At 70.9% G+C, this 19,184-nt stretch carries 19 protein-coding genes; 10 read left to right on the top strand and 9 right to left on the bottom strand.

From position 1 onward, the window contains the following. Window positions 1-28 precede the first annotated feature (28 nt). Complete coding sequence (locus ACFXP5_RS11810; RefSeq protein ID WP_394544748.1) at window positions 29-1,093, top strand: LLM class flavin-dependent oxidoreductase; 1,065 nt, start codon at window positions 29-31, stop codon at window positions 1,091-1,093. Window positions 1,094-1,145: 52 nt separating this feature from the next. On the opposite strand, the gene pheA is transcribed toward ACFXP5_RS11810, so the two are convergent. Further along, on the bottom strand, window positions 1,146-2,114 hold the full coding sequence (gene pheA, locus ACFXP5_RS11805; protein WP_394528415.1) for a prephenate dehydratase: 969 nt from the start codon (window positions 2,112-2,114) through the stop codon (window positions 1,146-1,148). A 95-nt stretch (window positions 2,115-2,209) separates the two neighbouring features. Here pheA and pgm point away from each other — a divergent pair, with 95 nt between their 5' ends. Continuing rightward, complete coding sequence (gene pgm, locus ACFXP5_RS11800; RefSeq protein ID WP_394544747.1) at window positions 2,210-3,856, top strand: phosphoglucomutase (alpha-D-glucose-1,6-bisphosphate-dependent); 1,647 nt, start codon at window positions 2,210-2,212, stop codon at window positions 3,854-3,856. A 288-nt stretch (window positions 3,857-4,144) separates the two neighbouring features. Here the strand turns inward: pgm and ACFXP5_RS11795 are convergent, their stop codons facing one another. Next, complete coding sequence (locus ACFXP5_RS11795) at window positions 4,145-5,173, bottom strand: LacI family DNA-binding transcriptional regulator (protein WP_394544746.1); 1,029 nt, start codon at window positions 5,171-5,173, stop codon at window positions 4,145-4,147. Window positions 5,174-5,248: 75 nt separating this feature from the next. On the opposite strand from ACFXP5_RS11795, the gene galT reads away from it, so the two are divergent. Both galT and galK read left to right on the top strand, forming a co-directional pair. Then, window positions 5,249-6,466 (top strand): galactose-1-phosphate uridylyltransferase, encoded by a 1,218-nt coding sequence (gene galT, locus ACFXP5_RS11790; protein ID WP_394544830.1) that lies wholly within the window; start codon window positions 5,249-5,251, stop codon window positions 6,464-6,466. Then, window positions 6,463-7,629, top strand: a complete 1,167-nt coding sequence (gene galK / locus ACFXP5_RS11785) for a galactokinase (protein ID WP_394544745.1) — start codon at window positions 6,463-6,465, stop codon at window positions 7,627-7,629. Before galT ends, galK begins: the two co-directional genes overlap by 4 nt. 146 nt (window positions 7,630-7,775) lie before the next feature. Here the strand turns inward: galK and ACFXP5_RS11780 are convergent, their stop codons facing one another. After that, on the bottom strand, window positions 7,776-8,342 hold the full coding sequence (locus ACFXP5_RS11780; protein WP_394544744.1) for a TetR family transcriptional regulator: 567 nt from the start codon (window positions 8,340-8,342) through the stop codon (window positions 7,776-7,778). Window positions 8,343-8,394: 52 nt separating this feature from the next. Between ACFXP5_RS11780 and ACFXP5_RS11775 the strand changes: the two genes are divergently transcribed. Genes ACFXP5_RS11775 through ACFXP5_RS11765 form a run of 3 tightly spaced genes read left to right on the top strand, consistent with a single transcriptional unit; the run spans window position 8,395 to window position 11,800 of the window. Next, window positions 8,395-9,435 (top strand): SDR family NAD(P)-dependent oxidoreductase, encoded by a 1,041-nt coding sequence (locus ACFXP5_RS11775; protein ID WP_394544743.1) that lies wholly within the window; start codon window positions 8,395-8,397, stop codon window positions 9,433-9,435. A gap of 19 nt (window positions 9,436-9,454) precedes the next feature. Continuing rightward, a complete protein-coding gene (locus ACFXP5_RS11770) occupies window positions 9,455-10,942 on the top strand; it encodes a carboxylesterase/lipase family protein (RefSeq protein ID WP_394544742.1) in 1,488 nt (495 codons plus the stop codon). Between the two features lie 12 nt (window positions 10,943-10,954). Then, a complete protein-coding gene (locus ACFXP5_RS11765; RefSeq protein WP_394544741.1) occupies window positions 10,955-11,800 on the top strand; it encodes an NAD-dependent epimerase/dehydratase family protein in 846 nt (281 codons plus the stop codon). Window positions 11,801-11,846: 46 nt separating this feature from the next. Here the strand turns inward: ACFXP5_RS11765 and ACFXP5_RS11760 are convergent, their stop codons facing one another. From ACFXP5_RS11760 to ACFXP5_RS11750, 3 genes are read right to left on the bottom strand one after another with little or no spacing between them, the layout of a single operon-like run. Next, window positions 11,847-12,821 carry a DNA-methyltransferase gene (locus tag ACFXP5_RS11760; RefSeq protein ID WP_394544740.1) on the bottom strand — a complete coding sequence of 325 codons (975 nt, stop codon included), beginning with the start codon at window positions 12,819-12,821 and terminating at the stop codon, window positions 11,847-11,849. Further along, on the bottom strand, window positions 12,800-13,849 hold the full coding sequence (gene lplAB, locus ACFXP5_RS11755) for a lipoate-protein ligase LplAB (RefSeq protein WP_394544739.1): 1,050 nt from the start codon (window positions 13,847-13,849) through the stop codon (window positions 12,800-12,802). Before lplAB ends, ACFXP5_RS11760 begins: the two co-directional genes overlap by 22 nt. 42 nt (window positions 13,850-13,891) lie before the next feature. After that, window positions 13,892-14,680 carry an IclR family transcriptional regulator gene (locus tag ACFXP5_RS11750; protein ID WP_394544738.1) on the bottom strand — a complete coding sequence of 263 codons (789 nt, stop codon included), beginning with the start codon at window positions 14,678-14,680 and terminating at the stop codon, window positions 13,892-13,894. Between the two features lie 108 nt (window positions 14,681-14,788). On the opposite strand from ACFXP5_RS11750, the gene ACFXP5_RS11745 reads away from it, so the two are divergent. The 3 genes from ACFXP5_RS11745 to ACFXP5_RS11735 are packed head-to-tail and all read left to right on the top strand — an operon-like array spanning window position 14,789 to window position 17,398. After that, window positions 14,789-15,562, top strand: coding sequence for a CoA transferase subunit A (locus ACFXP5_RS11745; protein ID WP_394544737.1), 774 nt, complete (start codon window positions 14,789-14,791; stop codon window positions 15,560-15,562). Window position 15,563: 1 nt separating this feature from the next. Continuing rightward, entirely contained in the window at window positions 15,564-16,217 is a 654-nt protein-coding gene (locus tag ACFXP5_RS11740) for a CoA transferase subunit B (RefSeq protein ID WP_394544736.1), read from the top strand. Then, window positions 16,214-17,398, top strand: a complete 1,185-nt coding sequence (locus ACFXP5_RS11735) for an acetyl-CoA C-acetyltransferase (RefSeq protein WP_394544735.1) — start codon at window positions 16,214-16,216, stop codon at window positions 17,396-17,398. The genes ACFXP5_RS11740 and ACFXP5_RS11735 overlap by 4 nt, the downstream gene beginning before the upstream one ends. Before the next feature lie 5 nt (window positions 17,399-17,403). Here ACFXP5_RS11735 and ACFXP5_RS11730 read toward each other — a convergent pair whose 3' ends face one another. The 3 genes from ACFXP5_RS11730 to tatA all read right to left on the bottom strand — a co-directional run bounded on the left by ACFXP5_RS11730 (window position 17,404) and on the right by tatA (window position 18,845). Then, on the bottom strand, window positions 17,404-17,760 hold the full coding sequence (locus tag ACFXP5_RS11730; RefSeq protein WP_394544734.1) for a twin-arginine translocase TatA/TatE family subunit: 357 nt from the start codon (window positions 17,758-17,760) through the stop codon (window positions 17,404-17,406). Continuing rightward, on the bottom strand, window positions 17,757-18,518 hold the full coding sequence (tatC, locus tag ACFXP5_RS11725; protein ID WP_394544829.1) for a twin-arginine translocase subunit TatC: 762 nt from the start codon (window positions 18,516-18,518) through the stop codon (window positions 17,757-17,759). The genes ACFXP5_RS11730 and tatC overlap by 4 nt, the downstream gene beginning before the upstream one ends. Before the next feature lie 63 nt (window positions 18,519-18,581). Continuing rightward, a complete protein-coding gene (gene tatA / locus ACFXP5_RS11720; protein ID WP_394544733.1) occupies window positions 18,582-18,845 on the bottom strand; it encodes a twin-arginine translocase TatA/TatE family subunit in 264 nt (87 codons plus the stop codon). Window positions 18,846-19,184: the final 339 nt, after the last annotated feature.

Raw genomic sequence — 19,184 nt, 5'->3', positions numbered from 1 at the left:
GAACGGCGGCTACGGGGTTTGCTCTGAGGTGAGCACTGAATCCCCCCTCGCCCTCTCCGTCCTCGACCTCGTGCCCGTCCGCGCGGGTCAGACGAGCGCTCAAGCCGTCTCCGCCTCCCTCGACCTCGTCGCGCGCGCGGAAGACCTCGGCTACCGCCGGTACTGGTTCGCCGAGCACCACAACATGCCGGCCGTCGCCTCGACCACGCCCCCGGTGTTGATCGCCGCAGCCGCCGGGCGCACCTCGCGTATCCGCGTCGGCTCGGGCGGCGTCATGCTGCCCAATCACTCCCCGCTGGTCGTCGCCGAGCAGTTCTCCGCCCTCGAGGCGATCGCCCCGGGCCGGATCGACCTCGGTATCGGGCGCGCACCGGGGTCTGACCCCGTGATCACGCAGCTGCTGTTCCGCTCGGGTACGACGAGCGACGTGGAGCGCTTCCCCGACCACATCCGCGACATCCTCTCGCTCACCTCCCCCGAGGGCGCCACCGTGCGCTTCTCCTCGGGCGGCGAGTACCAGGTGCACGCGACTCCGGCCGCCGAGGGCTCGCCCGAGGTGTGGCTGCTGGGCTCCAGCGACTACTCGGCTCAGCTCGCCGCGGCGCTGGGTCTGCCGTACGTGTTCGCCAACCACTTCGCGGGCGCCGGGCTCGAGCGAGCGCTGGAGCTGTACCGCACGGCCTTCCAGCCGAGCGCGACGCTGTCGGCGCCCCGTACCTTCGTCACGGCCAACGTCATCGCCTCCCCCATCACCGAGGAGGCGGAGGAGCGGGCGCTCCCGCAGTTGCGCATGATGGCGCGGCTGCGCTCCAACATGCCCCTGGTGCCGCTCGAGAGCATCGAGCAGGCGAAGTCCGCCCCGCTCGGCGCCTCGGCCGACTCGATCATGGCGCAGGCGCGCGCCTCGTGGTTCGTGGGATCGGGGTCGGACGTCGCCTCCGAACTGACCGCCTTCGCCGCGAAGCACGGTGTCGAGGAGATCATGATCTCCCCCATCGCGGGAGCCTACGAGACCGAGTCCCTCGACGCTGCGGACGGGCGCGCGCAGACGCTGGCGCTGCTGGCCGGCGCCGTCCTTCCGATCGCCGCCTGACCGGCAGCATCCGCTCGTCTCTCGCACCTCACGCGGTGGGACGAGCGGATGCTCACGCCTCGGGCTCGCCGCTCAGCAGACCCCGTAACCAGTCGCGCGCCTCGACGAACACGTCGTCGGAGTAGCGGTCGGGATAGCGGATGATCGCGCGGTCGGCCCGGGCGTAGGAGCCGAGGAAGATGACCTTCGGGCTGAATCGGCGCAGGCCCAGCAGGGCGTCGGCCATGCGCTCGTCCTCGACGTGACCGTCGGCGTCGATGACGAAGCGGTACCGGCCCAGTGCATCGCCGATCGGGCGCGAAGCGAGCAGGCTGAGGTTGATCCCCCGCGTCGCGAACTGCTCGAGCAGCTCGAGCAGAGCGCCGGGGTGATCCTCGGGCAGCTCGACGATGAGCGAGGTCTTGTCGGCTCCGGTCGGTGGAGCCGGCGCGACCGTACGGCTGACGAGAACGAAGCGGGTGACCGCGTTGGGGTTGTCGCCGATGCTCTCGGCCAGCACCTCGAGGTCATGGTGGGCGACGATCCCGGGAGCTGCGACCGCAGCATCCGCGGCGCTGCTGCCGTCGAGCAGCCCGAGGGCGCTGGCGACGTTGCTCGCCGCCGGCACGTGGGCGTGCGCGGGCAGCGTGCGCGTCAGCCACTGCAGGCACTGCGCGTACGCGACCGGATGCGCCGAGACGAGTGAGACGTCGGCGAGGGTCGCGCCGGGCCTGCCGACCAGCACGAAGTTGACGGGCACGAGGTATTCGCCGACGATGCGGATGCCGGGCATCGTGGCCAGGGCGTCCTGCGCGGTCGAGACGCCGCCGTCGACGGAGTTCTCGATCGCGATCATCGCCGCGTCCGACCGGCCTTCGACGACGTCGGCGAGCGCTTCGCCGACATTGCGCACGGCCCGCCAGTGCTGGTCGCGGGCTTCGACCACCTGTGCGAGCGCCGCTTCGGTGAAGGTGCCGGCCGGCCCGAGGTAGCTGTAGGTGCGGCGGGTGGGGGAATCCGCGTCGGTGGGGTCCAGCGTCACCCGCTCAGCCTAGACCCGGGGTCGCCGCTAGCATTCCGCCGCGAATCTTGATCGCGATATGCCGAGACGAGGCCGCAACGGGCAGACTGGTGCGCATGAGCAGTCGCGCAGGACTCCCCGCCGAAGCATCCGATCTCATCGACGTCGACGAGGTGATCTCGGCCTACTACGACCGCAAGCCCGACCCCACCATTCCCGAGCAGCGGGTGGCGTTCGGCACCAGCGGCCACCGCGGCTCGTCGCTGACGACGAGCTTCAACGAGAACCACATCCTCGCCACGACCCAGGCGATCGTCGACTACCGCACCGCCCAGGGCATCACCGGACCGCTGTTCATCGGGCGCGACACCCACGCCCTGTCGCTCCCCGCCGAACGCACCGCGATCGAGGTGCTCGTCGCGAACAGTGTCGACGTGCGCGTCGATTCGCGCGACGCGTGGGTGCCGACCCCGGCGTTGAGCCACGCGATCCTCGCCTACAACCGCGGCCGCGCGGTCGATGACCCGGGTCGCGCCGACGGGATCGTCGTCACGCCCAGCCACAACCCGCCGCGTGACGGCGGTTTCAAGTACAACCCCCCGCACGGTGGCCCCGCCGACACCGACGCGACGAGCTGGATCGCCGACCGGGCGAACGAGCTGATCGCCGCCGGCCTCGACGGCGTGCACCGCACCCGGTACGCCGACCTCGACGGCGATGCGCTGGGCGAGTACGACTTCCGCGAGGCGTACGTGCGCGACCTCGACAGCATCATCGACATCGCCGCGATCAAGAAGGCCGGGGTGCGTATCGGCGCCGACCCGCTGGGAGGCGCGTCGGTGGAGTACTGGGCCCTCATCGCCGAGCACTACGGGCTGGATCTGACCGTGGTGAACCCCGACGTCGACCCGACGTGGAAGTTCATGACCTTGGACTGGGACGAGAAGATCCGCATGGATCCCTCGTCGCCCTCGGCGATGGCCGCGCTCGTCGCCCGCCGCCACGAGTTCGACATCCTCACCGGCAACGACGCCGACGCCGACCGCCACGGCATCGTCACCCCCGATGCGGGTCTGATGAACCCCAACCACTACCTCGCCGTCGCGATCGACTACCTCTTCTCGCACCGCGAGGGATGGCCGACGGGCGCCGCGGTCGGGAAGACCCTCGTGTCGTCGATGATCATCGACAAGGTCGCAGCATCCCTCGGCAAGAGACTGCTCGAGGTGCCGGTGGGCTTCAAGTGGTTCGTCCCGGGTCTGCTCGACGGCTCGGTGGCCTTCGGTGGAGAAGAATCTGCCGGAGCCTCGTTCCTCCGCTTCGACGGCACCGTCTGGACCACCGACAAGGACGGCATCCTGCTCGCCCTCCTCGCCGCCGAGATCCTCGCCGTCACGGGCAAGACCCCGTCGCAGCGCTACGGCGAGCTCGAGGGCGAGTACGGAGCATCCGCCTACCAGCGCATCGACGCCCCCGCGACTCCCGCACAGAAGGCGGCGCTGGCCAAGCTGTCGCCCGACGCCGTGACCGCGACCGAGCTGGCCGGCGAGCCCATCACCGCGAAGCTGTCGCACGCGCCCGGCAACGGCGCGCCGATCGGCGGGCTCAAGGTGCAGACGGAAGACGCGTGGTTCGCCGCGCGCCCCTCAGGCACCGAGGACGTCTACAAGCTCTACGCCGAAAGCCTGCGCGGCGAAGACCACCTGCACGAGGTGCAGGAGCAGGCTCGCGCCGTGGTCGCGGAGGCGATCGGCGGAGCCTGACCCGCGAATTGGTCGCGCGCCAACTCGCGGCTGCTGCTCGACCTCGTGTTCTTGTTCGCTCTTGTTCGCCCCCGTTCGCCCCGCCCGTTCGCTCTCCTTCGCGCCGCCCGTTCGCCCAAAACGTACGTACTGGGCGAACACGCACGTCCATGCGCGCGATAAGGGGCGGGTTCGACGAGAACGTACGTACTGGGCGGGCGGATGCTGCAGACGAAGCGCGCCCGGACGGATCCTGCGCGCTCAGCGCCGGGACGGATGCTTCAGACGAAGCGCGCCGCGGGCGGATGCTCAGCGCGGGGCGGTGCTCGCGCGCACGATGAGCTCGGTCGGCACGGTGGAGACCCCGGCGGGCGCGACGCCCGACTCGATGCCCTCCGCCAGCGCGGCGACGGCGCGGTGCCCGAGCACGTCGAAGTCCTGGCGGACCGTCGTCAAGGAAGGCGCGTACTGCGCAGCATCCGGAACGTCATCGAAGCCGACCACCGACACCCCGCCCGCCCCCGATCCGGGCACCGGGCGGCCGGCTTCGGCGAGCGCCCGCAGCATCCCCAGGGCCATCTGATCGTTCGCGGCGAAGACCGCCGACACGTCGGGACGGTCGGCGATGCTGCCACCGACGACGAGGGCGGATGCTGAACTCCAGTCACCGCGCACGACGGGAGGCGCGAGGACCCCCGCCCCCTCGAGGGCGGCCCGCCAGCCCCGTTCGCGCGCCGCGGCGGCGTAGGACGCTTCGGGCCCGGCGAGGTGCCAGACCGTCTCGTGCCCGAGAGCCAACAGATGCTCCACCGCCGTCCGCGCTCCTCCCTCGTGGTCGGACTCCACGACGGCGAACCGATCGTCGGCGGGCGAGTCGACGACGACGAGATGCAAACCCCGGGGCGGTTCGGCCTCGCGGGCGAGCGCGCTGGCTTCGTTCAGCACGAGGGCACCGTCGACCCCCTGGCCGCGGAGCCGGTCGAACGCTCCGGCGAGCGCTTCGCGGCCGTTCGCGCCGAGGGTCACCACGGTGAGCGCGTAGTCCCGATCGGCCGCCGCGCGGGCGACGGCCTCGAGCATGCGGGAGTTGCCGACGGAGGCGAGCGTCGACACGATGACCCCGATCGTCTGGCTGCGCCCCGTGCGCAGCGCGCGCGCTGCCGCGTGCGGGCGATAGCCGAGGGCGGCCAGGGCCGCTTCGACCCGGGCGCGCGTGGCGGGATCGACCCGCGGGCTGCCGTTCACGACGCGCGAGACCGTCTGCCCCGACACACCGGCACGGGCGGCGACATCGGCCATCGACGCGCGGCGGCCGAGCGACTCGCTGGTCTCGGTCATCACGGCGCTCCTCGGGGCGGGCAGGGCAGGCGTGTTGACGTTACCACGGCCGTCGTCTAGCGTGTTGACGTGAACATGGCTGAGGTACCCCAGGACGGGGCGGATGCTGTCGCCCCCCGCGCGAGCGTCGATCTGCCGGGCGAGACCCTGAGCGCCGGCATCGTGAAGCGGCCGACGCACCTCGCCGACGGCCGCGAGCTGATCTACTTCGACGACGCCGGTTCGACCCTGGGCGCCCGACGCTTCGTCGACGAACGCACGCTCGACCCACGGCCCGCCACCGCCACCATGCGCCAGGACGTGCTGACGGGCGATTGGATCTCGATCGCCTCCGCGCGGCAGAACCGCGCCTTCCTGCCCCCGGCGCACCTCGACCCCCTCGCGCCGCAGTCGCCGACGAACCCGTCGGAGGTGCCCTCGCAGTACGACGTCGCCGTGTTCGAGAACAAGTCACCCTCCTTCGGCCCGGCGCTCGCACGCGCGGTCGGCGACGCCCCGGCCGCCATCAACCCGCCGGAGGGCGCCGACGACCTCGCCCAGCTCGGCCTCGGGCGCTCGCGCACCTCGATCGGACGCTGCGAGGTCGTGTGCTTCAGCCCCGAGCACGAGGGATCCTTCGGCTCACTCAGCGTCACCCGCGCCCGCACCGTCATCGAGGCGTGGGCGGATCGCACCGCCGCCCTCTCCGCCCTCCCCGGCATCGAGCAGGTCTTCCCCTTCGAGAACCGCGGTGAGCAGATCGGCGTCACACTCGCGCACCCGCACGGGCAGATCTACTCCTACCCCTACGTCACCCCGCGCACCCGTCGACAGCTCGATGCGGCCGAGCAGCTCGGCCCCGATCTGTTCGGCCGCATCCTCGCGGATGAGCAGGCATCCGAGCGGGTCGTGCTGCGCGGCGAGCATTGGACCGCGTTCGTTCCGTTCGCGGCGCGCTGGCCCATCGAGGTGCACCTGTTCCCCCACCGCCACATCCCCGACCTCGCCGCCACGAACGACGCCGAACGCGCCGAGCTCGCGCCGCTGTACCTGCAGCTGCTGCGCGGGGTCGACGCGCTCTACGACACCCCGACGCCGTACATCGCGGCGTGGCATCAGGCACCGGTCACCGTGGGCCGTGACGCGGTGCGCCTGCACCTTCAGCTCACCTCGCCGCGTCGCGCGGCGGACAAGCTGAAGTTCCTCGCCGGATCCGAGTCGGCCATGGGCGCCTGGATCGCCGACGTCACCCCCGAATCCCAGGCGCAGCGCCTTCGCGCTGCCGTCGCGTCCGTCGCGGAGGTCAGCGCATGAGCGACCCGATCCCCGCGGCCGCCGCGCTGCTGGCCACGCTCACCGACCGAACGCCCGAGGGCGTGTGGTCGGCTCCCGGCCGGGTGAACCTCATCGGCGAACACACCGACTACAACGAGGGTTTCGTGCTGCCCTTTGCGATCGGGCACCGCACCGCCGCGGCGGTCGCGCTGCGCGACGACGATCTGGTGCGGGTGGTGAGCGATTTCGCCGACGAGCCCGTCGACGTCTCCCTCGCCGACCTCGACGACGCGATCGAGCAGGGCGGGCTGGATTGGGCCGCGTATCCGCTCGGAGTCGCGTGGGCGCTCCGCGCCGCGGCCGGCGACGGGACAGCGCGCGGTGTCGACATCGCGATCGCATCCGACGTACCGGTGGGCGCGGGCCTGTCGTCGTCGGCGGCGATCGAGAGCTCGGTCGCCTCGGCGCTCAACGACGTGTGGGGGGCGGGCCTGGACCGCGTCGCCCTCGCCCGCATCGGCCGCATCGCGGAGAACGACGCCGTGGGCGCGCCGACCGGGATCATGGACCAGATGGCCTCGATGCTCGGGCGCGCCGATGCCGCCACCTTCCTCGACTGCCGCTCGCTCGAGACCGCCTCGGTCGACCTCGGCTTCGGCGCGGCGGGGCTCGAGATCCTCGTCATCGACACCCTGGTCAAACACGCGCACTCCTCGGGCGGATACCGCGAGCGCCGCGCGTCGTGCGAAGCGGGCGCCGCGGCACTCGGGGTGCCCTGGCTGCGCGACGTCGCCGTGGCCGACCTCGATCGCGCCCGCGACCTGCTCGACGACGAGACCTTCCGCCGCGTGCGCCACATCGTCACCGAGAACCAGCGCGTGCTCGACACGGTCGAAGCGCTCCGCACCGACGGGCCCCGCGCGATCGGGGAACTCCTCACCGCCTCGCACGTCTCGATGCGCGACGACTTCGAGATCTCGGTCGCCGAGCTCGACCTCGCCGTCGAGACGGCGCTCGCCGCCGGAGCGATCGGCTCCCGCATGACCGGCGGGGGCTTCGGCGGCGCGGCCATCGCGCTCCTCCCCGCTGATCGGATCGAGGATGCTGCGGCCGCCGTCGCGGACGCCTTCGCTGCCGCCGGGTACACGGCGCCCCACACGTTCACCGTGACGCCCTCGGAGGGCGCCCGCCGCGACGCCTGACCCAGCACCTCGTCCGCACCCTTTCGCGGGGTGCTGGTCACAGCATCCACACTCCGGCGCGGGCGAACACGAACCCACCCCGCTCCCCCGCACCACATCGCGTGTCCGGGGCGCAAGCGCCGCACGTCGGTGCGGGCGAACGGATGCTAGGGCGCGAGCGCGCGGCGGAGCAGAGCGCGGATACGCTCGGCCACCCGTTCGCGATCCTCGGGTTCGGCGCGGGCGAGCTCGGTCGCCAGCATCCCCGTCGAGAGCAGGACGTCTTCGACCTCCACGTGCGCGCCGACGCGCCCCGCTGTGCGCTCGCGCTGCAGCAGGCTCACGACCAGCGCGCGGAAACGTTCGCCCAACCTCAGGACGTCGGGGTCGTGGCGGTTCGCGCCGATCAGCTCGATGAACGCCGTCGAGGGGAGAGCCTGCTCCACGACGTGATCGAAGAGATCCTCCAGCGTCGCGGACGAAGGCTGCACCAGCCGTTCCAGTTCGGCCACGTTCTCCTCGAATGCCGCCGTGGCCAGGGCGACGCGATCGGGGAAGTGCCGGTAAAGGCTCCCCTGGCCGACTCCCGCCCGCCGGGCCACCGCACTGAGCGGCGCGTTGAGCCCCTGCTCCTCGAAGATCCGCCGTGCGGCGTCGATGAGCGCCCGCCGGTTTCCGGGCCCGGCGGCAGGCCCGCGGTTGGTGCGGGGGAGCTCTTCCGGCAATGGCGACATCCGGGTAGCCTATAACCGGACAGCATTGTCCGGTTATGTAGGAGGAGAAGTCATGGCAACCACCACACGGCTCAGCGGCTCGACGACGATCGCAACGTGGCTCGGCGACCCGAACGGCGGCCCGATCCTTCGTGAGCTGCTCGCGCAGGGCGGACAGAGCGCCGATGCGCTCGCGCCGATCCAGGGGCTGCCGATCGACAATCTCGTGGCGATGAGCCGGGGCGCCTTCACCCAGGACATGCTCGACGACCTCGTCGCCCACGCCGGCTCCGGCGAAGCACCAGATACCGACGGGGCGACCGAAGCGATCGACCCGCCCGTGGCCCTGCGCACCTGGACCGAGCGCATCAATGCCGGCCGGTTCGACGGCAAGACCGTCATCGTCACCGGCGCAGGGTCGGGAATCGGCCGGGCGACGGCCTCGCGCATCGCACGGGAGGGCGGTCGCGTGATCGCGGTCGACGTCTCGCAGGAGCGTCTCGACGACCTGATCGCCGCGCTCCCCGACGCGCAGATCACGGCCCTCGTGGCCGACATCACCGACGACGAAGCCATCGCGGGCATCCTCGAGGCGGCCGGTGACGTCATCGACGGACTGGCGAATATCGCCGGGATCATGGACGACATGACCCCGGTCGGCGACATGGGCGACGCCGTCTGGGAGCGGGTCTTCCGCGTGAACGTCGACGGCACCATGAAGCTCATGCGCGCGGTCATCCCCACGATGCTGGCCCAGGGCGGGGGGTCGATCGTGAACACCGCGTCGGAGGCAGCCCTGCGCGGCTCGGCCGCCGGCGCCGCTTACACCGCGTCGAAGCACGCCGTGGTCGGCCTCACCAAGAGCACGGCGTTCATGTACGGGCCGTCGGGCCTCCGCGTCAACGCGGTCGCCCCGGGGGCGACGATCACGAACATCCAGGCGACGTTCGCCTCGCCGCTCGGCGCCGAGCGTGTGCGCACAGCCATGGCCGTGCTGCCGACGCCGGTCGAAGCCGACGCGCTCGCGGCGAGCATCACGTTCCTGCTGAGCGACGACGGCGTGAACGTCAACGGCGTCACCCTGGCGAGCGACGGCGGATGGTCCGCGGCGTGACGCCTGCCAGAATGCCGAGGTGACCGATCGCACCGCCCCTCCCGTCGTGCAGACGCAGCGAGGGGCGGTGCGCGGTTTCCACCGCGGCGATACCGCGGTCTTCTTCGGCATCCCGTTCGCCCAGCCACCCGTGGGCGCGTTGCGCTTCGCGGCCCCCGAGCCGATGCCGCCGTGGGAGGGCGCGCGCGACGCCACGCGATACGGCGCGACGGCGCAGCGCGGTGACACCGGCGTGACCCTCATCCCCGAGCCGAGCGTGCCCGGCGACGCGACGCTGAACGTCAACGTCTTCACCCCGCGCACCCGCGAGGGCAGGGCCTTGCCCGTGATCGTCTACATCCACGGTGGCGGCTACATCTCGGGCTCACCGGCCAGCAGCTGGTACGACGGCGACGCCTTCGCCCGCGACGGCGTGGTCACCGTCGTGATCTCCTACCGGCTCGGCTTCGACGGCTTCGGCGTGATCGAGGGCGCCCCGGACAACCGGGCAGTGCTCGACTGGCTCGCGGCGCTCGAGTGGGTGCGCGAGGAGGTCTCCGGCTTCGGAGGCGACCCCGCCCGCGTGACACTGGTCGGGCAGTCGGCCGGGGGCGGCGCCGTGCTGACCCTGCTCGGCATGCCGGCAGCGCAGGGCCTCTTCGCGGCAGCGCTCGCGATCTCGCCCGCCCTCGTCGACGTTCCGCGAGCGCGGGCGGAGGGTTTCTCCCGCCGCCTCGCCGAGCTCGCCGGGGTCGCGCCCACGCGCGCCGGATTCGCGTCGGTTCCCGAGGAGCGACTGACGGCGTTGCAGGATGCTGCGAGCCGACCGGTCCGCGGTGGGCCGCTCGCCGCGCTCACCGCCGTCCTCGACGATGGACTGCCGTGGGCACCGCTGATCGACGGGGAGCTCATCGCAGCCCCCACGCTGGAGAGCATCGCCGACGGCGTGGGCCGCAGCATCCCTCTCGTCCTCGGAACGGCCGACGACGAATTCACGATGACGACCGACAAAGCACGGGGCATCCTGCGGTTCGTCCCCGCCTCCTTCGCCCTCGGGCGCCTCGGCCTCGATGCCGCACGGCGCCGCGCGTACCTGGCCGACAACGTTGCGCAGCATCGTCTCGGCACGGCGGCGGTGCTCGGCCGCTACGCGAGCGACCGCGTCTTCCGGGCCGGAATTCCGCGCGTGGCCGCCGCCCGGGGCGACGCGCCCACCTGGGTGTACCGGTTCGCGTGGCGCTCCCCGGTGATCGGGTGGGCGTGCCACTGCCTGGACGTGCCGTTCTGGTTCGACCACCTCGACGCCGAGGGGGTGAGCGCGATCGCAGGTCAGGCGCCACCCGCATCCCTCGCCCGCGAGATGCACGCCGCGGTGGTGCGGATCGCGACCGTCGGCGACCCCGGCTGGCCGGCATGGAGCACCCATCCCGGACGCACGCGCCTGCTGGGGGCCGCAGCATCCGAACCGCCCATTCTAGACGACGGCTACCGCGAGGTCACGGCGCTCAGTGGTGTCGTCGTGCCGTGACACGCTGACGACATGCGCATTGCACTGACAGGATCATCGGGAAAGCTGGGCACCGTCGTCGCCCGCGAACTTCGCAACCACGGGCACGAGGTGATCGGCCTCGACGTGGTCGGCACCCGCGCGAAAGGCTTCGTCCAGGTCGACCTCACCGACTACGGCCAAGTCATCGATGCCTTCGCCGGCGTCGACGACCAGCACCAGGGCATCGACGCGATCGTGCACCTCGGGGCCGTTCCCGCACCGGGGCTCCGCCCCGACGTCGCGATCTTCCACAACAACATCGTCGCCACCTTCAACGTGTTCCAGGCGGCCATTCGCCTCGGCATCGACCGCATCGTCTACGCCTCGAGCGAGACCGTGCAGGGGCTTCCGTTCGACGTCCCGCCGCCCTACATCCCCGTCGACGAGGACTACGCCGCCCGCCCCGAGTCGGTGTACTCGCTGGTCAAGCACCTCGAGGAGACGATGGCGATCGAGCTCGTGCGCTGGCACCCCGAGCTGTCGATCACGGCGTTGCGGTTCTCGAACGTGATGGTTCCCGAGGACTACGCCGAGTTCCCCTCGTTCGACGCCGACGCGGCTTCGCGCAAGTTCAACCTCTGGGGATACATCGACGCCCGCGACGGTGCACAGGCGATCGAACGCGCGCTCGAGGTGGCGCCGCCCGGCTTCGACCGCTTCATCATCGCGGCGGCCGACACCGTGATGTCCCGCCCGAACGCCGAGCTGGTCGCCGAGGTCTTCCCCGGCGTCGACCTGCACGGCGACCTCGGCACGAACGACACCCTGCTCTCGATCGACAAGGCCCGCCGACTGCTCGGCTTCGACCCGCAGCACTCCTGGCGCGACGAGGCCTGACCTCAGGTCAGGGACCCGGGCCGGGGCCGCAGGTCGCAGGCTCGGGTCAGGGGCGCGGCACGAGGGTGGCGAACGGCATGCGCTCGCGCATGACGGCGACGGCGGCGGGGTTGTCGTCGACGAGCACCGCGTCGCGGCCGAGCGCGGCGGCGACCGCGCCGGTCGTGCCGCTGCCCGCGAAGAGGTCGAGCACGCGGTCGCCGGGGCGGCTCGAAGCCTGGACGATCCGGCGCAGCACCCCCTCGGGCTTCTGCGTCGGGTAGCCGGTCTTCTCTCGCCCGGTGGTGGGCACGATCGTGTGCCACCACACGTCGGTGGGGAGCTTGCCGCGGGCGACCTTCTCGGGCGTGACGAGTCCGGGCGCCATGTACGGCTCACGGTCGACCTCGGCGGAGTCGAAGAAGTACCGCTGCGGATCCTTGACGTACACGAGGATCGTGTCGTGCTTCGTCGGCCACCGGCGCCGCGACTTCGCGCCGTAGTCGTATGCCCAGATCAACTCGTTGAGGAACCGCTCACGCCCGAAGAGCGCGTCCATCAGCACCTTCGCGTAGTGCGCCTCGCGGTAATCGAGGTGCAGATACAGCGTGCCGTCGTCGGCGAGCAGCCGCCAGGCTTCGGCCAACCGCGGCTCCAGGTAGCCCCAATAGTCGTCGAAGCGGTCGTCGTACGTGCGCAGATCTCCGCGCAGCCGCTCGTACTGGCGGCCGTGGAAACCTCGCCAAAGGCTGGTCTCCCCGCCCGCTTCAGCCTCCTCGGGTACCGAATGCAGGACGGATGCTGCGCCCGGCAGCGCGCTCTCCGACGATTCCGGGCTGTCCCCGTCCTGGGCCGCGCGTTCTTCCTGCGTTCGGTACGACCGGGCGGTCTCGACGGCGCGCTCGCGGGTGCGCCCGGTGTTGAACGGCGGGTCGAGATAGATGAGGGTGAAGGCGCCGTCGGGGAGGGTTGCGGCGGCGGCGAGGTTGTCGCCCTCGAGGATCTGTACCGAGCCTCGGGTCACGGCACCCGGTGCAACCACGCGTCGCTCGCGAACTTGGTGCGCACGAGCTCTTCGGCTTCGGCGTATTCGTCCTCGGTGATGTGCCCGGGAACCGCCCCGTAACGGGTGGAGAAGGTGGAGATGAACCGCTCGATGATGGCCTCGCGCGACAGTCCGGTCTGACTGCGCAGGGGATCCACCCGCTTGGCCGCCGATACGGTGCCCTTGTCGCTGAGCTTCTCGCGTCCGATGCGCAGCACCTCCGTCAGCATCCGACCGTCCATGTCGTAGCTGAGCGTCGCGTGGTGCAGCACCCCCCCGTTCGCGAGGCGCTTCTGTGCGGCGCCGCCGATCTTGCCGTGCGGGCCGGTGATGTCGTTGAGCGGCTGGTAGGAGGCGTCGATGCCCATCGAGCGCAAGGCCTGCAGCACCCAGTCGTCGAGGAATGCGTAGGAGTCGGCGAACGTGAGCCCGGCCACGAGGGAGGCGGGTACGTAGAGGGAGTAGGTGACGATCGAGTTCGCGCCCATCATCATCGCGCCACCGCCCGAGATGCGCCGGACGACGTCGAACCCGTGCCGGGCCGCACCCTCGGGGTCGACCTCGTTGCGGTACGACTGGAACGAGCCGATGACCACGGCGTTCTCGTCCCATTCCCACAGCCGCAGGCTGGGCTTGCGTCGGCCGTCGCCGACCCGGGAAGTCAACACTTCGTCGAGGGCGAGGTTCATCCGCGGCGAGACGGGCGGCTCGTGCAGCACCTCCCACTCGAACTCGCCCCATCCGGGCGCGGTCACGAGGGCACGACGCACGGCGGTGGCCACCGACTCCGGGGTGAAGCCCAGCAGCTGGGCACCCTCGGGCAGAGCCGACCGCACCGCGGCCGCGATCGTGGGCACGTCGGCTTCGACGGGCAGCCCGTTGACCGCCGCATCGATGTCGTCGAGCGCGGAGTCGGGCTCCAGGAAGAAATCGCCCGCGAGGTGGAAGCCCGAGATCCGCCCCTCGGATTCTTCGAGGTCGACCACCACGAGCTTGCCGCCGGGCACCTTGTATTCGCCGTGCATGATCAGAAGCCTACGGCTGCGGCTCCCCGGCGGGCGCGGCGCTCAGCGCGCGGCGAGGCGGGTCGTGAGTTGGTGGGCGTGCGCGAGCAGGGTGCGCCCGAGCTCGGCCTGCCGTTCGGCGCCGAAGCGGAACTCGACGCCCGTGAGGCTGAGCGCCCATTGCGGGTCACCTTCCCGGGTGAACACGGCGGCCCCCAGGCCCCAGCTGCCCGCCACGATGAGGCCGGGGTTGACGGCGAAGCCGCGCTCCTTCGTCTCGCCGAGCCGCTGGCGCAGCCGTTTCTCACCGTGGGCGCTCCCCCACCGGCTCACCAGTTCCGGATGGCGGCCCAGGTAGGCGTCCACATCGTGGGCCGGCAGGAACGCCAGGATCGCCAAGCCCGCCGAAGCCACGCCGAGCGGGAAACGCACCCCCTCCGACAGCACGAACGAGCGGATGGGGAAGCTCCCCTCCTCCCGAACGAGGCATACCGTCTCGTCGCCGCGCCGCACCGAGAGGAAGGCGCTCTCCTCGGTGCGCACCGCGAGCGACCGCACGATGTCGCGCGCCGCGGCGGTGACGTCGAACCGCGCCGCAGCGACGGTTCCCATCAGGTAGAGCTCGGGCCCGGGCATCCATCGCCCCCGGGTCTCGTCCCGGTCGACGAGCCCCTCCAGCCGTAGCGCCGTCAGCAGGCGGTGCACCGTGGGCCTCGTCAGGGCTGATCGCTCGACGATGTCGGCGATCGAGGCGCCGTCGGCTCCCGACGACGTCACGATCCGCAGCAGCGAAGCCGCGCGCGCCACCGTCTGCGCGCCGGCTACGCGCGTCGAGCCGTCGTCTGCTTCCACAATGTGGACACTACGGCCGCTCTGATCCACATCGCAAACTCCGAGGGGGCGCCGGAACCTGCTCGAGCGAAGGATGAACACACCACCCCGGCAACGAAGGAGTCGCCCGTGATCGACAAGACAGTTCCCACCGCCGCCGAAGCGGTGGCGGACATCCCCGACGGGGCGTCCATCGCGGTCGGCGGGTTCGGCCTCTCGGGCAACCCGATCGCGCTCATCGAGGCGCTCCTCGCGCAGGGCACCACCGACCTGTCGGTGGTCTCGAACAACTGCGGGGTCGATGATTGGGGGCTCGGCATCCTGCTCCGCGCTCACCGGATCCGCAAGATGACGTCGTCGTACGTGGGCGAGAACAAGGAGTTCGAGCGGCAGTTCCTCTCGGGTGAGCTCGAGCTGGAGCTCACCCCCCAAGGCACCCTGGCCGAGAAACTCCGAGCCGGGGGAAGCGGAATCGGGGCGTTCTTCACCCAGACCGGTGTGGGCACCCAGGTCGCCGACGGCGGCCTCCCCCGCCGGTACGACGGCGCCGGGGGCGTGGCTGTCGCCTCCCCCGCGAAGGCCGTGCAGACGTTCACCGTCGGCGGCGCCGCGCACGACTACGTGCTCGAGGAGGCGATCGTCACCGACTACGCGCTCGTGCACGCCCTGCGCGGCGACCGCCACGGCAACCTCGTCTTCAACAAGGCCGCCCGCAACTTCAGCCCCCTCGCCGCGATGGCGGGTCGGGTGTGCATCGCCCAGGTGGAAGACCTCGTCGAGCCGGGTGAGCTCGACCCCGACAGCATCCATCTGCCCGGAATCTTCGTGCACCGCGTGATCGAAGTGGGCGGGGCCACCCCGAAGCGGATCGAGAAACGCACCACGACGACCGGAGACAACTGACATGGCGCTGAGCAGGAACCAGATGGCGGCCCGCGCCGCGCTCGAACTCGCGGACGGCGCGTACGTCAACCTGGGGATCGGTCTGCCGACCCTCGTGCCGAACTTCGTCCCCGCGGGCGTCACGGTGGTGCTGCAGTCCGAGAACGGCATCCTCGGCGTCGGCCCCTATCCACGGGAGGACGCGGTGGACCCCGACCTCATCAACGCGGGCAAGGAGACCGTGACGACCCTGCCGGGGGCGTCGTTCTTCGATTCGGCCACGAGCTTCGGGATGATCCGCGCCGGCAAGATCGATGCGGCCATCCTCGGGGCGATGCAGGTGTCGGGCGGCGGCGACCTCGCGAACTGGATGATCCCCGGAAAGATGGTCAAGGGACCGGGAGGGGCGATGGACCTCGTTCACGGTGCCGCACGCGTGATCGTGCTCATGGAGCACGTGGCCAAGGACGGCAGCGCGAAGATCGTCCGCGAGTGTTCCCTGCCGCTGACCGGACGCGGCGTGGTCGACCGGATCATCACCGACCTGGCGGTCATCGACGTGACGCCCGACGGACTCGTCCTGATCGAAACGGCTCCGGGCGTCTCGGTCGACGAGGTCGTCGCGGCGACCGAACCACCGTTGGCCATCCCGGCGGCGCTTAGGGTGAACGCATGATTCCCGACGACGTCGTCATCGTTTCCGCCGCTCGCACCCCGCAGGGCCGCCTCAAGGGTCAGCTGGCGTCACTGAGTGCGGTCGAACTCGGAGCGATCGCGATCCGCGCGGCTCTCGAACGTGGCGGCGTCGCCCCCGAGCAGGTCGACGCGGTGCTCGCCGGCCAGGTGCTGCAGGCCGGTGCCGGGCAGAATCCGGCGCGTCAGGCCGCTCTGAACGCCGGGATCCCCGCCCGCGCCCACGCCGCGACCATCAACAAGGTGTGCCTGTCGGGTCTCACCGCCGTCATCGACGCTCGACGCATGATCGACGTGGGGGATGCGACCGTGGTCGTGGCTGCGGGAATGGAATCCATGACGCGCGCGCCGCACCTGCTCATGGGTTCCCGGGACGGGTGGGCGTACGGATCGGTCGAGGTGCTCGACCACCTCGCCTTCGACGGCCTCACCGACGCGAGCGAGCACGACAGCATGGGAGCCGCCACCGAGCGGGCGAATGCCCGGTTCGAGGTGAGCCGGGAGGCTCAGGATGCTGTCGCCGCACGCTCCCACCAACGCGCGGCGGCAGCGTACGACGCGGGAGTCTTCGACGCCGAGATCGCTCCCGTGACGGTGCCGCAGCGGAAGGCGGAGCCTCTCGTCATCACGCGCGACGAGGGCGTCCGGCCCGACACCACCGTCGAGTCGCTCGCCGCCCTCCGCCCCGCCTTCGCCGCGGGCGGCAGCATCACCGCCGGCAACGCCTCGCAGATCTCCGACGGCGCGTCGGCGGTGGTGCTCACCACGCGGACGCACGCCGCGGCGAACGGCTGGCCCGTGCTCGCCGTCGTGAACGCCTCGGGCCAGGTGGCAGGACCCGACAACTCACTGCACGAGCAGCCCGCGCGCGCGATCATCGCGGCCTGCGCCAAGCAGGGCATCTCCCCGGCCGCGCTCGACGTGATCGAGATCAATGAGGCGTTCGGCGCGGTCGTGGCGCGCTCGCAGTCCGAGCTCGGCGTGAGCGACGAGGTCGTGAACATCCACGGCGGAGGAATCGCGATCGGTCATCCGATCGGCGCCTCCGGCAACCGTCTCGTCGTGCACGCGGTGCACGAGCTGGTGCGCCGCGGTTCGGGTACCGCCGCGGTCGCGCTCTGCGGTGGCGGCGGTCAGGGAGACGCCGTGATCCTCACCCGCTGATCGCGTCAGGCCGCAGCATCCCGCCTCTCGGTCTTCTCCGCCGGAGAGAGGACCGCGGGCTTCTCCGAGAGACCCTCGGGCGCGGCGACCGGGCGGGCCACCTCGGGGGTATCGAGGAGTGCTTCACGCATGATGCGGCGGGGGTCGTAGCGCCGGGGGTCGAGCTGACTCCAGTCGGTGTCGGTGAACTCCGGACCGAGCTCCTCGCGCACCCGCCCCTCGGCCGTGCGGGCGAGGCCCTTCGCCCGGTCGATGAAGCGGCGGAGACCTGCTGCGTAGACCGGCAGGCGCTCCGGTCCGATGAGCATGGCCGCGATGAAGCCGATCAGGATGAGCTTCTCGAACGTCAGCCCGAACGTCATGCGTCGACCTCCGCGTGCGTCGGCAACACGGGAAGCGCCTTGGCTCGACGTCGGTCGAGGAGAAGCGACACCCCCGCCGCGGCGAAGAAGAGGGTGCTGAGCACCCCGGCCAGCAGCAGCATCGAGACGACGTCGGCCGCGGGGGTGGCCAGCGCCGAGAAGAGGGTCGCCACCAGGATGGCGATCCGCCAGCCGCGGAGGATGCCGCGACCGCTCACGACGCCCGCGAGATTAAGGGCGACGAGGAAGACGGGCAGCACGTACGCGACACCGACCACGATGAGCAGCTTGAACACGAAGTCGTAGTAGAACGACGCCGTGTAGAACTGCGCGCCCTGCTCGGGCACGAACTGCGCCATGAGTTCGACGATGTGCGGCACGATCAGCAGCCCCGAGGCGCACCCGGCGAAGAAGAGCGGGATCGCCGCCGCGAGGAACCCGATGGTGTAACGGACCTCACGACGGGTGAGACCGGGCATGATGAACGCCCAGATCTGCCACAACCAGACGGGTGCGGAGGCGAGGATGCCGATCGCGAACGCGATGCGCATCCGCAGATCGAAGCCGCTCGTGACCGTCTCGAAGTTCAAGACGGCGAAGTCATCGCCGCGGATGGCCGCCACGGTGCGGATCGGCTGCGTGATGACGTGGATGACAGCATCCGTGAAGATGAAGGCCCCGACCATGCCGAGCACGACGGCGAGAGCGGCGATCATCAGCCGTTTGCGCAGTTCGACCAGGTGGCCGCCCAACGACATCTGCCGCTCTCGCCGTTGCGCCTTCGTGCGGGTGGTGGCCCCGACGAGCGCGGACATCGCCGCTCAGCGGGGGGACGAGGCGCTGCCGAGGTCGGCGGCGTTCAGCGGGGTGGGGGGTGTCAGAGTCGTCGCGGCAGGCGTTGCCGGCATCGCGGACGGCACGACTTCGGGCTCGTCCTCGGCCTTCATCGCCTTCATCTCGCCTTTGAAGACGCGGGCGGATTGGCCCATGCTCTTCGCCAAGGCCGGCAGCTTCGCCGCGCCGAAAAGGAGCAGGATCACTGCGAGAACGATGAGCAGGTGCCATCCGGTCAATCCGTGGAACATGAGCCCTCCTTTGGGCAGATCCGGGCGTCCTCGCCCGGATTTCGCGCCGATGGGAACACCGTGGGGGGTCGCGGTGGCACCGAACGAGGGCGATGCTATTCGGGTCGATGGGCAAATACAAGCCTCCCGTCAAACAAGTCTTTCCTGACACCTGATCAGCATCTTTTGATTGACCGCTGGCCGAACATCGGTCAAGATGACCGCAGAGCGACCGACCGGAATGCCGGACGCGGGCCGCTCAACCCCCCGCAGGCCGAACGTGTTCACCCTCCTCGTGAAGGGACGCGTTGCGCCTGCCCGAACTCGATGAGGAGTGGAGGAAAAAGCGCGCGGGGAAAG

Origin of the sequence: Microbacterium hanjuni, from assembly GCF_043556395.1 — a bacterium.
GTDB lineage: Bacteria > Actinomycetota > Actinomycetes > Actinomycetales > Microbacteriaceae > Microbacterium.
The sequence above is the reverse complement of the archived record's forward strand: the minus strand, read 5'-3'. Positions and strand labels throughout refer to the sequence as shown.

Coding starts and splice junctions, on each gene's coding strand:
- tatC (WP_394544829.1), bottom strand. CDS start 18,518: ATGTCGTTGGGCGGCCACCTGGTCGAACTGCGCAAACGGCTGATGATC.
- ACFXP5_RS11795 (WP_394544746.1), bottom strand. CDS start 5,173: ATGACCGAGACCAGCGAGTCGCTCGGCCGCCGCGCGTCGATGGCCGAT.
- ACFXP5_RS11775 (WP_394544743.1), top strand. CDS start 8,395: ATGGCAACCACCACACGGCTCAGCGGCTCGACGACGATCGCAACGTGG.
- tatA (WP_394544733.1), bottom strand. CDS start 18,845: ATGTTCCACGGATTGACCGGATGGCACCTGCTCATCGTTCTCGCAGTG.
- ACFXP5_RS11765 (WP_394544741.1), top strand. CDS start 10,955: ATGCGCATTGCACTGACAGGATCATCGGGAAAGCTGGGCACCGTCGTC.
- pgm (WP_394544747.1), top strand. CDS start 2,210: ATGAGCAGTCGCGCAGGACTCCCCGCCGAAGCATCCGATCTCATCGAC.
- ACFXP5_RS11730 (WP_394544734.1), bottom strand. CDS start 17,760: ATGACGTTCGGGCTGACGTTCGAGAAGCTCATCCTGATCGGCTTCATC.
- lplAB (WP_394544739.1), bottom strand. CDS start 13,849: ATGCACGGCGAATACAAGGTGCCCGGCGGCAAGCTCGTGGTGGTCGAC.
- galK (WP_394544745.1), top strand. CDS start 6,463: ATGAGCGACCCGATCCCCGCGGCCGCCGCGCTGCTGGCCACGCTCACC.
- ACFXP5_RS11780 (WP_394544744.1), bottom strand. CDS start 8,342: ATGTCGCCATTGCCGGAAGAGCTCCCCCGCACCAACCGCGGGCCTGCC.
- ACFXP5_RS11740 (WP_394544736.1), top strand. CDS start 15,564: ATGGCGCTGAGCAGGAACCAGATGGCGGCCCGCGCCGCGCTCGAACTC.
- galT (WP_394544830.1), top strand. CDS start 5,249: ATGGCTGAGGTACCCCAGGACGGGGCGGATGCTGTCGCCCCCCGCGCG.
- ACFXP5_RS11735 (WP_394544735.1), top strand. CDS start 16,214: ATGATTCCCGACGACGTCGTCATCGTTTCCGCCGCTCGCACCCCGCAG.